At 47.0% G+C, this 12,908-nt stretch carries 14 protein-coding genes; 1 reads left to right on the top strand and 13 read right to left on the bottom strand.

From position 1 onward, the window contains the following. Positions 1 to 28: 28 nt before the first annotated feature. The 11 genes from mltG to ABY044_RS02900 form a co-directional block, all read right to left on the bottom strand. Positions 29 to 1,060, bottom strand: coding sequence for an endolytic transglycosylase MltG (gene mltG / locus ABY044_RS02850; protein ID WP_373017954.1), 1,032 nt, complete (start codon positions 1,058 to 1,060; stop codon positions 29 to 31). Continuing rightward, positions 1,057 to 1,914 carry an aminodeoxychorismate lyase gene (gene pabC, locus ABY044_RS02855; RefSeq protein ID WP_373017956.1) on the bottom strand — a complete coding sequence of 286 codons (858 nt, stop codon included), beginning with the start codon at positions 1,912 to 1,914 and terminating at the stop codon, positions 1,057 to 1,059. Before pabC ends, mltG begins: the two co-directional genes overlap by 4 nt. After that, positions 1,911 to 3,311, bottom strand: coding sequence for an aminodeoxychorismate synthase component I (locus ABY044_RS02860; RefSeq protein ID WP_373017958.1), 1,401 nt, complete (start codon positions 3,309 to 3,311; stop codon positions 1,911 to 1,913). Before ABY044_RS02860 ends, pabC begins: the two co-directional genes overlap by 4 nt. Before the next feature lie 32 nt (positions 3,312 to 3,343). After that, on the bottom strand, positions 3,344 to 4,582 hold the full coding sequence (gene fabF, locus ABY044_RS02865; RefSeq protein WP_373017960.1) for a beta-ketoacyl-ACP synthase II: 1,239 nt from the start codon (positions 4,580 to 4,582) through the stop codon (positions 3,344 to 3,346). Between the two features lie 93 nt (positions 4,583 to 4,675). Continuing rightward, positions 4,676 to 4,912, bottom strand: coding sequence for an acyl carrier protein (gene acpP, locus ABY044_RS02870; RefSeq protein ID WP_279408657.1), 237 nt, complete (start codon positions 4,910 to 4,912; stop codon positions 4,676 to 4,678). 149 nt (positions 4,913 to 5,061) lie between these two features. After that, positions 5,062 to 5,802, bottom strand: coding sequence for a 3-oxoacyl-ACP reductase FabG (fabG, locus tag ABY044_RS02875; RefSeq protein WP_373017963.1), 741 nt, complete (start codon positions 5,800 to 5,802; stop codon positions 5,062 to 5,064). Positions 5,803 to 5,842: 40 nt separating this feature from the next. Beyond that, entirely contained in the window at positions 5,843 to 6,766 is a 924-nt protein-coding gene (gene fabD, locus ABY044_RS02880; RefSeq protein ID WP_373017965.1) for an ACP S-malonyltransferase, read from the bottom strand. A gap of 51 nt (positions 6,767 to 6,817) precedes the next feature. Further along, the gene (locus tag ABY044_RS02885) at positions 6,818 to 7,795 is read right to left on the bottom strand and encodes a beta-ketoacyl-ACP synthase III (protein WP_373017967.1); all 978 of its coding nucleotides are present in this window, start codon (positions 7,793 to 7,795) and stop codon (positions 6,818 to 6,820) included. Positions 7,796 to 7,856: 61 nt separating this feature from the next. Beyond that, positions 7,857 to 8,885: a phosphate acyltransferase PlsX gene (gene plsX / locus ABY044_RS02890; RefSeq protein WP_373017969.1), complete on the bottom strand. Its 1,029-nt coding sequence runs from the start codon at positions 8,883 to 8,885 to the stop codon at positions 7,857 to 7,859. 6 nt (positions 8,886 to 8,891) lie between these two features. Next, positions 8,892 to 9,068, bottom strand: coding sequence for a 50S ribosomal protein L32 (gene rpmF / locus ABY044_RS02895; RefSeq protein ID WP_373017971.1), 177 nt, complete (start codon positions 9,066 to 9,068; stop codon positions 8,892 to 8,894). A 23-nt stretch (positions 9,069 to 9,091) separates the two neighbouring features. Beyond that, the gene (locus ABY044_RS02900) at positions 9,092 to 9,634 is read right to left on the bottom strand and encodes a DUF177 domain-containing protein (RefSeq protein ID WP_373017973.1); all 543 of its coding nucleotides are present in this window, start codon (positions 9,632 to 9,634) and stop codon (positions 9,092 to 9,094) included. 206 nt (positions 9,635 to 9,840) lie between these two features. On the opposite strand from ABY044_RS02900, the gene ABY044_RS02905 reads away from it, so the two are divergent. After that, a complete protein-coding gene (locus ABY044_RS02905; RefSeq protein ID WP_373017975.1) occupies positions 9,841 to 10,455 on the top strand; it encodes a nucleoside triphosphate pyrophosphatase in 615 nt (204 codons plus the stop codon). A gap of 71 nt (positions 10,456 to 10,526) precedes the next feature. On the opposite strand, the gene ABY044_RS02910 is transcribed toward ABY044_RS02905, so the two are convergent. Together ABY044_RS02910 and ABY044_RS02915 are read right to left on the bottom strand one after the other, a co-directional pair. Further along, positions 10,527 to 11,183 carry an HAD-IA family hydrolase gene (locus ABY044_RS02910; RefSeq protein WP_373017977.1) on the bottom strand — a complete coding sequence of 219 codons (657 nt, stop codon included), beginning with the start codon at positions 11,181 to 11,183 and terminating at the stop codon, positions 10,527 to 10,529. A 30-nt stretch (positions 11,184 to 11,213) separates the two neighbouring features. After that, the gene (locus tag ABY044_RS02915) at positions 11,214 to 12,185 is read right to left on the bottom strand and encodes an RluA family pseudouridine synthase (protein WP_373017979.1); all 972 of its coding nucleotides are present in this window, start codon (positions 12,183 to 12,185) and stop codon (positions 11,214 to 11,216) included. Positions 12,186 to 12,908 lie beyond the last annotated feature (723 nt).

Genomic DNA, 12,908 nt, shown 5'->3' on the forward strand with positions numbered 1-12,908 from the left:
ATATTTCTATTAATTCACGATTCGTTCGCTAGCGCAGCAACTGATACTTGCGCACCGCTTTATTATGTTCGATCAGCGTCTCTGAAAAATAGTGTTCGCCGTTGCCTTTGGCGACAAAATACAGCGCTTTGGTTTTATCCGGATGCATCACCGCAGTAATCGCCTCACGACTTGGCAAAGCGATCGGACTCGGCGGCAAACCGTTCACCCGGTAAGTGTTATAAGGTGTCTTTTTCAGCAGATCGACCTTACGGATATTACCATCATATTTCGCTCCGATGCCATAAATCACGGTCGGATCAGTTTGTAGACGCATGCCTTTTTTCAGGCGGTTAATAAACACCCCTGCAATCAAAGCGCGTTCTTCTGGTACAGCGGTCTCTTTTTCCACTAGAGACGCCATAATCAAAGCCTCGTAAGGGGTCTTAAACGGCAAATCCTTAGCTCTGTTCTGCCAGGATTCCTGTAGAGTCGTGTTCAAGGCTTCGTGCGCTCGGGTCAGAATATCCAGGTCGGAATCACCGGCCTGATACAGATAGGTTTCCGGCAGAAACCAGCCCTCAAGCCCCGCGAAAGGATAGTTTTCGTCCCCTAACGTTTTCAGTGAGAAAGCTTTATAGAGTGCTTCCGTTTGCCCGACGTTTAAAACACGTTTGATTTTCGTCAAGGCCTCTATCTGAAGCAGTGTCTGTTCGAAAGTGTGGCCTGCGATCAAGGTCACAGGATATTTAACCGTTTCACCTTTGATCAACGCCTGTGCAAGTTCTTCGACCGTCCACTCTGGCTGAATCCGCATCTCCCCGGTTTTAATCAAACCGTGCTGATCATGATAGCGTAGATACCACACAAACCACTTAGGCGAATCCAACAGACCTGCCTGATGTAACTGTTCGGCGACTTTAGACGCCGAAGAACCGGGTTGGATTTCAATCACCTTGGATTCCGCCAAATTGGAAACCGGCTGAATCAAAAACTGCTGAACCTGAAAACCGATAATGAACGCCGCCACAACCAACAAGCCGGACGCGGCCGCTAAACCTCTCAACAACGTTTTTATCATTCCCAAATCCGTATTGCGTTATTCTGTTGCCACTGCGACCAGGCCTGTTGAATTTCAACTACCCGTTCGACGGCAAATTTCATATCCATGAATTCCTTGACCGGCATGATGCCACGGACGGCATTACTCAGAAACAATTCGTCCGCATTTCTGATTTCATCCAGAGTGATTTCACATTCGATCCATTCCAATCCCAGACTTTCCGAAAGAAACCGCAACTGATGACGCGTGGTTCCTTCTACACCGCTTTCAACTAACGCCGGCGTAATCAATCGCGTCCCTTTAATCAGAAACACGTTCGACTGTGTGGCCGAGATCACTTTCTGACGCGCATTCAGCATAATGCCTTCGGAAAACGCGGTTCCCGCCAATTCGGCACGCGCCAAGACGTTTTCTAGTCGGTTCAGGTGCTTCATCCCGGCCAACTGTGGATTAATTGCACAGATGCTTTCGCAAAGAGCAACTGCCATAGCCGGATGCATTTCCGTCATATCGGATGCTTTTTTATAAGTCGGGTGCGGCGAAGCCTGAATGATGATTCTCGGCTTAGCTTCCACGGGCGGTTGATAACCGACACCGCCCAGCCCTCGCGAAACGATCACTTTAACCACAATCGGCTGTAAGTTCCCGGTCAGTGCTTGACGCAACTGTTGCAAAACGGTTTGTTCCTCGATTTCGGGAAAGCCCAATCGTACAACACTTGCAGACAGACGCCTCCAATGTGCAGGCCAGTTATAAAGTTGCCCTTCCGCCGCCAACATGGTGGTGAAAAAACCGTCTCCATACTGAACCGCGCGATCCAACACATCAAGAGTGGATTGAACTTGTCCGTCCACCCAGGTTTGAATACTCACAGGAAATGCTCCTGACTGCTCAAGGCGTTAATCAGGCCTTTTGCCTTGTGGCGGGTTTCGGTCAGTTCGTTATTCGGATCGGAATCCGCGACAATTCCGGCACCGGCGCGAAATTGCACGATCGACTGATTGCCGTGACGGCTATGCAACATGGTACGAATCAAAATGTTCAAATCCATCGAACCGTCGCGGTTAATGTAACCCAAAGAGCCTGTGTAAGCTTCGCGCGGCATCTGTTCCAACTCGGCGATGATTTCCATGCAACGCACTTTCGGACAACCGGTGATGGTTCCGCCCGGGAACAACGCATGTACGATGTCCAGCGGATCGAAACCGTCTTGTAACTGGCCGCGCACGTTAGAAACGATGTGATGAACGTGCTCGTAACTTTCGACCACCATCAGCTCGTTGACTTCAACACTGCCCGGCTGGCAAATGCGTCCTAAATCGTTACGCTCGAGATCGATCAGCATGATGTGCTCGGCACGCTCTTTAGGATGCGAGATCAATTCGTCGATTAACGCCTTGTCCATCGCAGCATCCGCACTGCGTTTACGTGTTCCGGCAATCGGACGCGTCTCAACCCAGGGCGACTTGTATTTGACCAAGCGCTCCGGCGAAGAGCTGATGATGCTCCACTCTCGTTTTGCATCGGCAAAATGCGCCAACGCGGCAAACGGCGCAGGATTATGCGTACGCAAAGCACGGTAAACATCCAGATATTCCTGTTCATGTTCCAGTTCGACCTGCCACAGACGGGACAGATTCACCTGAAAGATATCGCCGGAAAGAATGTATTCCTTAATCGCTCGGACGCCGTCCAGGTATTTGTTTTCCGGTTCTTCGCGTGAATCGACGATCTGGATAGGCACTTGCGAATCGGTAACGTTCAGGGCGCTGTCGATGTCTTCCCAGATTTGCTCGATCAGATCGGAGAATTCGTTTTCGACTACGATGCTGATCTCGCCCTTCTCATGATCGACGATGACGGCCGCAGGAACACGGGTCAGGTTTGCCAACGGAAACTCGGACTCCGGAAGATTCAGGCTCGGCTCGACGGCCTGCGCGTAATCGTAACTGAAAAACGCAAACCAGCCGCCGTAGAACGGCAGGTCGCAATCAACCTCAGGTCCTTTCAAATCCGCAAAAGCTTGTTTGGCCTGAGTTTGAAAAGTATCGATCGATTCGACACTATCTAGCCGAATGGTTTCTTGAGGAAAAGCAAACAGGATGTCGTACTGACCCAACACGCCTTTAGCGACACTCTCCAACAGAAATGGATAACGCTGGGGATTCAACTGGTGAAGTTTGGACAGATCCAAACGGCAGTTTTCAGAAACGCAAACAGGCTGTATGGTAACAGCCTGTTGAATGTCGATAGAATCAAGTCTATCCATGCTTGCTCTTCTCTTTGAATGAAAAGAGGTAATTATACTTTACCTAACACCAAGCTGGCATTGGTTCCACCGAATCCGAACGAATTCGACAAAGCATAATCGACCTTGGCATCACGCGCCTCATTGGCAACGTAGTCCAGGTCGCACCATTCTTCCGGGTGTTCCAGGTTGATCGTAGGAGGCAGTCTCTGCTCTTTGATCGCCAAAGCGGTGAACACGGCTTCCATTGCACCGGCCGCACCCAAAGCATGACCGGTCATCGACTTGGTGGAACTCATTGCCAACTTATAGGCATGATCGCCAAACGTCGATTTGACCGCCATGGTTTCACAGAGGTCACCTGCCGGTGTCGAAGTACCGTGTGCGTTGATGTAATTGATTTTAGAAGCGTCAATCCCGGAATTCTGCAAGGCAGCTGCCATACAACGTGCCGCACCTTCTCCGCCTTTGGCTGGCAAGGTCATGTGAAAAGCGTCACCGCTCATACCGAACCCAAGCACTTCGGCGTAGATGTTGGCGCCACGCGCTTTAGCGTGTTCATACTCTTCCAAAACTACGGCACCGGCACCGTCACTTAACACAAAACCGTCACGGTCTTTATCCCAAGGACGGCTTGCCGCCTGAGGGTTGTCATTACGTGTCGACAAAGCGCGCGCAGCGGCAAAACCACCCAAACCAAGTTCGGTTGTCGCGTATTCCGCACCACCGGCAATCATCACGTCGGCATCGCCGTACTGAATCATACGTGCGGCATCGCCGATACTGTGAGTACCGGTCGCACAAGCCGTTCCGATCGCCATATTAGGCCCTTTCAATCCGAACATGATCGACAGGTTACCCGAGATCATATTAATGATGGCACTTGGCACAAAAAACGGAGAAATACGACGAGGACCGGATTTCTCGGCAATCGAATGCTGGGTTTCGATCGAACCGATCCCACCGATACCGGAACCGATCGACACACCGATACGGGTCGAGTTCTCTTCAGTCACTTCCAGCCCGGAATCGCGAATGGCTTGTACACCCGCCGCAATTCCGTAATGAATGAACGGATCCATCTTTTTAGCTTCTTTGGCTGCAATGTAGTCCGTGACTTCAAAACCTTTAATCACGCCACCAAACTTGACCGCGAACGCTTCCGTATCGAATTTAGTCAGATAATCGATACCACTTTTACCTGCCAACAAATTGTCCCAAGTTTCAGAAACAGTTAATCCTACAGGCGTAACCACACCCAAACCGGTAATCACAACACGACGCTTAGACAAAATGCACCCTCACACGTTTTAAAATTTACATATAAAAAAAGCCGTAAAAAATTACGGCTTTCTCGTCAATAAACGATTGTTCGAAACCCTGGATTAATCCAAGTTTGCTTCGATGTATGCTTTAGCTTGAGCCAAAGTAGCGATCTTCTCTGCTTCTTCATCAGGAATTTCGCAATCAAATTCTTCTTCTAAAGCCATTACTAGCTCAACAGTGTCAAGAGAATCCGCACCTAAGTCATCTACAAAAGATGCATCAGGAGTTACCTGATCTTCTTCTACACCTAATTGCTCAACAACAATTTTCTTTACGCGTTCTTCAATACTGCTCATGGAATTCTCCAGTCTTCTTTTATAGTGTTTAAAAATAGGGTTAAAATAATTTTTGGTATTTTCGCTTTATCTGCCTAGATTATCAAGTTTTTAATTGCGCTTTTCTTGATTAAGATCATATATCAAGTACTTACCGCCGCATTAAAACCTTAAACCATGTACATTCCGCCGTTTACATTCAACGTCTGTCCGGTGATGTAAGAACCGCCGTCACCTGCCAAGAAAGTCACAGTTTTAGCAATATCTTCCGGCTCGCCTAATCGACTTAATGGAATCTGCCCGGTCAAAGCAGCACGCTGCTCTTCCGGCAAGGCACGGGTCATATCGGTATCGATAAAACCTGGAGCAACCGTATTAACGGTAATGTTTCTAGCACCGACTTCACGTGCTAACGACTTACTGAACCCGATAATACCGGCTTTGGCTGCCGCATAGTTGGTTTGTCCGGCATTCCCCATCACACCCACTACGGAAGCGATGTTGATGATACGTCCGCCTTTAGCTTTCATCATGCCGCGCAAACACGCTTTACTCATACGGAAAACCGAATTCAAGTTGGTCTGAATAATGTCATCCCACTCTTCGTCTTTCATGCGCATCAACAAGTTGTCACGCGTAATCCCTGCATTGTTAACAAGAATGGTCGGAACACCGAATTCAGCCGTAATCTCAGCCAATACATCGGTAATCATCTCCGCGTTAGTGACGTTTAGGCACTTTCCGGCACCTTTCGCACCCGCTTCCGACAGATAGGCACTGATACTTTCCGCACCTGAATCCGAAGTCGCAGTACCGATCACGGTTGCACCTTGTGCCGCCAAATCCAAAGCGATTGCTTTTCCAATTCCACGACTGGCGCCGGTAACCAAGGCAACTTTACCTGTTAACATAATTCGTTCCTTACTATAGATAATTTGAGTAGCACTTATTCTATAAACTTGAAATGGCTTTTTCTAGTGTCGCATTGTCATAAACCGCGACCATGCCCATTTTACGGTCGATTCGACGATTCAAGCCCATCAAGACCTTACCAGGCCCTAATTCAAACAACTGTTCAACCCCGTTTGCTTTCATGGCTTCAACGGTTTTTACCCATTGTACAGGCTGATACAACTGCTGAACCAATGCCTGCTTAATCTCTTCTTCGGAATTTGACACCGCGACATTAACGTTATGCAATACCGGAGTCTGAGCTGCCGAGAAAGACATACCCGCCAGCTTTTCCGCCAAGGCATCCGCCGCCGGCTTCATCAAAGAACAATGGGAAGGCACGCTGACCGGTAACGGAACCACGCGACTCGCGCCTGCTTCGGTCGCCGCATCCATCGCAGCATCGACCGCCGCTTTTTCACCGGCAATAACAACCTGTCCCGGTGAGTTGAAGTTAACCGCTTCGACCACGCCGTTTACTTGCTCGCAAACTGCAACCACTTGTTCGTCTTCCAAGCCAAGTACCGCAGCCATCGCACCCGTACCTTCAGGCACGGCCGACTGCATCAAGCGGCCACGCTCGGCAACCAACTCGATCCCTTGAGCCAAAGTCATGACGCCACTGGCAACCAAAGCGGTGTATTCACCCAACGAGTGGCCGGCCATATAGCTCGGCGCCAACTCGGCTTGAGAAGCCAAGGTACGGTAGACTGCAATTCCGGAGGCCAACATGGCTGGCTGAGTCACGTCAGTCTGATTCAATTTGCCCGACGCATCATTTTGCACCAGATCCCATAAGTCATATCCAAGAACATCAGAAGCTTCCGCAAAGACGTTTTGAACCTCTTTATGTGATTCGGCTAATTCCGAAAGCATCCCAACCGATTGAGAACCTTGACCAGGAAAAACAAATGCATATGACATAAAAACACCTAAATAACTTGTGATTTACTGACGATGAAAACTCATCGAAATTTAAAATTTGATAAGGGCTGAACCCCAAGTGAAGCCGCCGCCAAACGCTTCCATCAAAATCGTTTGACCGCGCTGAATTCGACCGTCGCGAACCGCTTCATCCAAAGCAAGCGGAACAGAAGCACTGGATGTATTGGCATGTTTGTTTACCGTTACTACCGTCTGATCGTCTCTCAGCTTCAATTTTTTCGCCGTCGCTTTGATAATTCTCAAGTTCGCCTGATGCGGTACCAACCAATCCAAGTCTTCTTTCTGCATATTGTTTGCTTCAAGGGTTTCGGTCGCGATACGGCTTAATGTATTGACCGCTACTTTGAATACTTCATTACCCTTCATCGACATAGTTCTTTCGGCGATATCGTCGGTTTGAGGCAATTTCGACGGCCCGGAAGGAACATGCAAAAGATCTTCATAACGACCGTCTGCATGAATATGGGTAGAAAGAATGCCCGGCTCAGCGGATGCTTCAAGCACTACTGCACCGGCACCGTCGCCAAATAGGACACAGGTATTGCGATCACCCCAGTTAGTAATACGGGACAATGTCTCCGCACCGACAACCAAAGCACGCTTGGACATACCGGTTTTAATAAACTGGTCGGCCACACTCAACGCATAAACGAATCCGGAACAGACCGCTTGAACATCAAAAGCCGGTGCGTTTCGAATATCAAGGCGCTGCTGTAATAAACAAGCCGTACTTGGGAAAATTTTATCCGGAGTCGTGGTCGCTACGATAATGAGATCAATCGAACTCTTATCAATTCCGGCCATTTCAATCGCTCGAAGGGAAGCCTGTTCCGCTAAATCGCAGGTAGTCTGATCGTCTGCTGCAATATGACGCTGCTGGATGCCGGTACGTTCCTGAATCCATTCGTCACTCGTCTCAACCATCTTTTCTAAATCAAGATTGGTTAAGATTTTTTCAGGCAAATACCCGCCCGTTCCAATAATGCGACTATAGATTTTCTGACTCATGTGATATTTTTTCTTTTATCTAAACTGTTTTTCAACAAGTTTATCTGAATTAAATTACAGGCTAATGATCTTGTGCTGTAGTTTGGTGTTTAATCAATTTCGAAACTTCGGAAGAAATTCTGTCTGGGACATTCTTACTTACTTCCAAACGAGCCTCGGCAATAGCATGCAGAAACGAAAACTGATCCGCTCCGCCATGACTTTTGATCACGATTTTTCTCAAACCCAACAAAGAAGCTCCATTATAACGTCTTGGATCGACTTTATCCTTAAACGACTTCAAAACCGGATAAGCAAGAACCGCAATTAACTTCGTCAACAAATTCTTCTTGAAGGCATCTTTCAGGTAGTAGGAGATCATTTTCGCGACGCCTTCACTGGCTTTAAGCGCGATATTGCCGTCAAAACCGTCACACGTCACAACATCGGAACGACCTTTATAAATGTCGTCACCTTCAACATAACCGATGTAATTGATTTTTGTATTCTGCAATATCTGATGGGCATCTTTAATACGCTGATGCCCTTTAATTTCCTCTTCGCCGATATTCAACAGCCCGACACTAGGATTCGGATTGTCATCCACGGCCTGAGCCAACACCGAGCCCATAACGGCAAACTGCGCAAGGGTTTCGCCGTCAACGCCGACATTCGCCCCTAAATCCAACACATGCACATGCCCTTTCATCGTCGGCATAGAGGTACATATAGCCGGACGGTCAACATCGGGAAGCGTTTTCAAGACAAATTTAGCCACGGCCATCAAAGCGCCGGTATTCCCTGCGCTAACGCAAGCATGTGCCTGATCGTCCTTAACTAAATTAAGGGCAATACGCATAGACGATTGACGTTTATTTCTTAATGCCTTGGAAGGAAGGTCGTCCATTTCAACCACTTGATCAGCGTGTTGAACGGTAACTCGGTTCGCATCATATTGATGCTTGGACAACTCAGCATTGATCAGGTCTTCTTTACCGACCAGGATAATGTGAATATCAGAAAATTTGGATAGTGCATCTAGTGAAGCTGGAACGGTGACCGAGATGCCGTGATCACCGCCCATCGCATCGATGGCAATATTAATACTCAAGACAACTTAGCCTTTATCTTGAACGACTTTTTTGCCTTTGTAATAACCATCTGCAGTAACGTGGTGACGACGGTGAACTTCACCACTTGTTTCGTCAACAGTCAAAGAAGGTGCAGTTAGAGCATCGTGAGAACGACGCATACCACGTCTTGATGGGGTTTTACGACTCTTTTGAACAGCCATGTCAATCTCCTAAATTAATCAATCTATTTCTTCAACCCTTGCAATACTGCAAACGGGTTGGGTTTCCGAGAACTCTCTTCTTCCGAAGCGCTCTCCAATTCATTTTCTTCATCCGTTGTAGATTCAGAAGTATTTTCATACTCTATTGAGCTTCCGTCCTTAACAGGCGCAAGCGGCACGCTTAACAGCAGCTCATCTTCAACCCATTCCGGCAACGAGACTTTTTCTTCAACAAGCTCAAAAATCTCTACATCATTTGGAATATCATCAGTCAGTACCGTCGATTCGGCAATCACGCCTTTCACTTCAGATTTGACCGGCAAGTCAAACGTTTCTAAAGAACGCTGGCACTGCAAATTCAAACTGGTTTCCAACTTCATGGTAAACGCCGGCATTTTCAGCGTCTTATCATAATAAAAATCCAGCTCAACAATCACTTCTCGATCGTGGTCAACCACAAGCTCAGAGAGACGTTTGAAACGCCCCTGATTGACTCGTGCCATAATATGTTTATTATGGTTTACCAAGTTTAAAGGATCGATCAGTTCGGGTAGCTTATCAAACATAGCGGCGAATCATACCTGTAACAGTTAATTAAGTCAAAAAAAAGACACGCTTTTTAATTTTTTTATTTGTCGGCTCATTCTCGGGTAAACATTCTTTAAAACAAAGACATACTTTCAATTAATGCGACAAAGAAACCCTGTGTTTTTGAGAAAACGAATTGTTTTCAAACAACAGCGCATATTTTAACTCAGATATTAAAACTTTTATGCAAATGATTACACACAAAAATCAACTCCCCCCGATTATTCTCGGATCGTCCTCGCCATTCAGAAAACAACTATTGGAAAAACTGCACATACCTTTTAGTCAATTTGCACCGGAAATCGACGAAACTCCTCTTTCCGGCGAGACTCCTCAACAGATGGTAGAACGCCTTTCGCTCCTCAAAGCCCGGGCGATCCAAAAGCAACACCCGGATAAAATCATCATCGCTTCCGACCAGTGCGCCACCTTTAACGATCAACCGATCGGAAAACCTCACACTCATGAAAACGCCGTCAAACAACTGAAAAACTTCAGCGGCCAATCTATTATTTTTTATACCGGCCTGGCCGTAATTGACCCGAGCAACGAAACCTGCCATCAGACCATTGATAAAACCGTCGTCCATTTTCGTAATTTAAGTAACGAAACCATTGAAAACTATCTTCTGGCTGAAACGCCCTATCAATGTGCCGGTAGCTTCAAATCGGAGGGTTTGGGAATCACGCTGTTTGAAAGCATTCAAAGCAAAGACCCCAATGCACTCATCGGACTTCCCTTGATCGAACTGACCAGCATCTTCAAAACAATGGGTATCACCTTACCGCTGGCAGACTAAACAAGCATCACAAAACAAAAACAGGTCCGATCGGACCTGTTTATTGATTAAGAAGAGTAAAACCTCTAACGTCAAATACGCGTCATCAGCCAACCGTGCAATGACTGTAGATCGTCAAAATGCGCCAAAGGCTCATGCACATCCAACTCGTGAGACTCATGCACACCATGACTCAAGGCGACACGATCCATATTAATATTTCGCGCCATCTCTAAATCAAACGTCGTATCTCCGACCATCAATGCGTGCTCGACAGGAACACCCAACTCTTCCAAAATCTGCTCCAACATCAACGGATTCGGTTTTGAAGCGGATTCCACCGGCGTGCGTGTAATATCGAAATAAACACCCAAACCGCACTCGGCCAACACCTGATCCAGGCCTTTTCGACTTTTACCGGTCGCAATCGCCAGCTTCACGCCTTGATTCTTCAAACTAAAAAGCATCGCTTCAGCGCCATCGAACGCCTCCATTTCCACTTCACACTCTTCAAGAAAGCACTGAGTATAGGCTTGAGCCATCGCTTCCACTTGCGACTGCTCCGCATCGGGATATAAGCCTTGAATCGCTTTTTCCAAACTCAACCCGATAATCTGTTTCGACTCATGGTCCGGCAATACCGGCAAACCGCAACGTTCAGCCGCCGCTTGAATCGAGGCGACAATCCGCCCCTCCGAATTCATTAAAGTGCCATCCCAATCAAAAATCACCAACTGATACTTCTTCACACTAAACTCCACTCGCTCCGACCCGACCGACTACGGCAAGGCCAAGGTTTCAACAATCTTTTTAAAATCGGGCCACAAAGGCGCTTCAATCTGCATCCACTCTTTAGTAACCGGATGGGTAAACCCTAAAAACTGGGCATGCAAGGCCAGACGTTTCATCCCCAAAGGACGAAAACGCTTATTTAACTCTCTGTCACCATATTTATCGTCACCCACCAACGGACAACCTTGAGATAAAGCGTGCACGCGAATCTGATGAGTTCTTCCCGTTTCCAGTTTAACCGAGACCAGATCGCAATCCTGTAAATGCCTCTCGACACTAAAATAACTCACAGACGGCTTTCCATCCTCTGCGACCACAACATGCCAACCGCCCTCGGCCGGTCGATCCTTGCGCAACGGCAAATCGATCTTTTGCTTACGTTTCGGCCATCGACCCGCCACAATCGCTAAATAACGCTTATCAAATTTATTATCTCGGATCTGCTGTTGCAAATCCTTTAACACCGAAGCCTTCTTGGCAATCAACAAACATCCAGAAGTATCCCGGTCGATACGATGCACCAATTCCAACCGTTTGGCCAAAGGACGCAACATACGTACCACTTCGATCAACCCCCAATTCACTCCGGTACCACCATGCACGGCAACCCCGGACGGCTTATTGACCACCATCAAATCTTTATCTTCATAAAGAATATTGTCTTCAATGCGCTGCATCTGGCTATGCGGAATATCCGATTCAACGATCACTTTGGCTTCCGGTACATCCACCGGCGGTATACGAACCACATCGCCCGCAACCAATCGCGTCTGCGCTTTAACGCGCCCCTTGTTAACCCGTACCTCGCCCTTTCGAATAATTCTATAAACCAACGTCTTAGGCGCTTTTCTTAAATGGCGCATTAAAAAATTATCGACACGCTGCCCCTCGTCCTCGGAAGTAACATTAACAAACTGGACTTTTGATGACTTTGACGTTCCGGACGACTCTGATGACATAAAGCTGATGCTTCCCTGACTGAAGGCAACCGACCGATTCCTAAGGAAATTTCGGTTCAATTGCACCATATTATTTTAAAATTGGCGTAAGTTTACCTGTTGTTACACAATATGTCATTGCATAGCAAGAAAATGAGTGATATATTTGCGAGGCTTAATTTGTAAGCAGAAGTTAGAGATGAGCACAACTCAAAACTGTGCAGGAATTTTAAAACATTAGTTTAATGCAGTGTTTGCATTAAATATTTTGCAACCACATCGAAGACACGACTTACAGACGATATAGCGCTTGCCCGGTATAAATCGATAGCCAATTGCTCAAATTTAAACCCGGCAAAAACCCAAGTTAACGGACGCGGCTTTTGAAAACAGTCATAAGACGTCCGCTTAATGATACGGGACAAAGGCTTATCGTAAGGATTACAGAAAGACCGGATTTAACTTATCCGGACTGGCTAGAGCTTAGTGGAAAATCAAAATAAAAAAACGACTAAGCTCGATAAAAATGTTGTAACGGGAAAGTGCCGGCAAATCCGGCCGATAATCGAACAGAGACAAGTGAAATGGCACCATACGGGTTGCCGCGGTTAATAAAAAACCAAAAGTTAGACGCTGAACAAACGACAAAATCGTAAAGAACTAACGAAATCCTTCACAATAAATCCCCCTGTTTACCCACCGCAATCTAACAACAATTCGCCAGAATTGAAACCTTACTCGCCT

This window comes from Thiomicrorhabdus sp. (assembly GCF_041583835.1).
Lineage (GTDB): Bacteria > Pseudomonadota > Gammaproteobacteria > Thiomicrospirales > Thiomicrospiraceae > Thiomicrorhabdus.

Excerpts from the sequence above, each read along its gene's own strand:
- mltG (WP_373017954.1), bottom strand. The coding sequence starts at position 1,060 with ATGATAAAAACGTTGTTGAGAGGTTTAGCGGCCGCGTCCGGCTTGTTG.
- ABY044_RS02860 (WP_373017958.1), bottom strand. The coding sequence starts at position 3,311 with ATGGATAGACTTGATTCTATCGACATTCAACAGGCTGTTACCATACAG.
- acpP (WP_279408657.1), bottom strand. The coding sequence starts at position 4,912 with ATGAGCAGTATTGAAGAACGCGTAAAGAAAATTGTTGTTGAGCAATTA.
- fabG (WP_373017963.1), bottom strand. The coding sequence starts at position 5,802 with ATGTTAACAGGTAAAGTTGCCTTGGTTACCGGCGCCAGTCGTGGAATT.
- fabD (WP_373017965.1), bottom strand. The coding sequence starts at position 6,766 with ATGTCATATGCATTTGTTTTTCCTGGTCAAGGTTCTCAATCGGTTGGG.
- ABY044_RS02885 (WP_373017967.1), bottom strand. The coding sequence starts at position 7,795 with ATGAGTCAGAAAATCTATAGTCGCATTATTGGAACGGGCGGGTATTTG.
- rpmF (WP_373017971.1), bottom strand. The coding sequence starts at position 9,068 with ATGGCTGTTCAAAAGAGTCGTAAAACCCCATCAAGACGTGGTATGCGT.
- ABY044_RS02900 (WP_373017973.1), bottom strand. The coding sequence starts at position 9,634 with ATGTTTGATAAGCTACCCGAACTGATCGATCCTTTAAACTTGGTAAAC.
- ABY044_RS02905 (WP_373017975.1), top strand. The coding sequence starts at position 9,841 with ATGCAAATGATTACACACAAAAATCAACTCCCCCCGATTATTCTCGGA.
- ABY044_RS02915 (WP_373017979.1), bottom strand. The coding sequence starts at position 12,185 with ATGTCATCAGAGTCGTCCGGAACGTCAAAGTCATCAAAAGTCCAGTTT.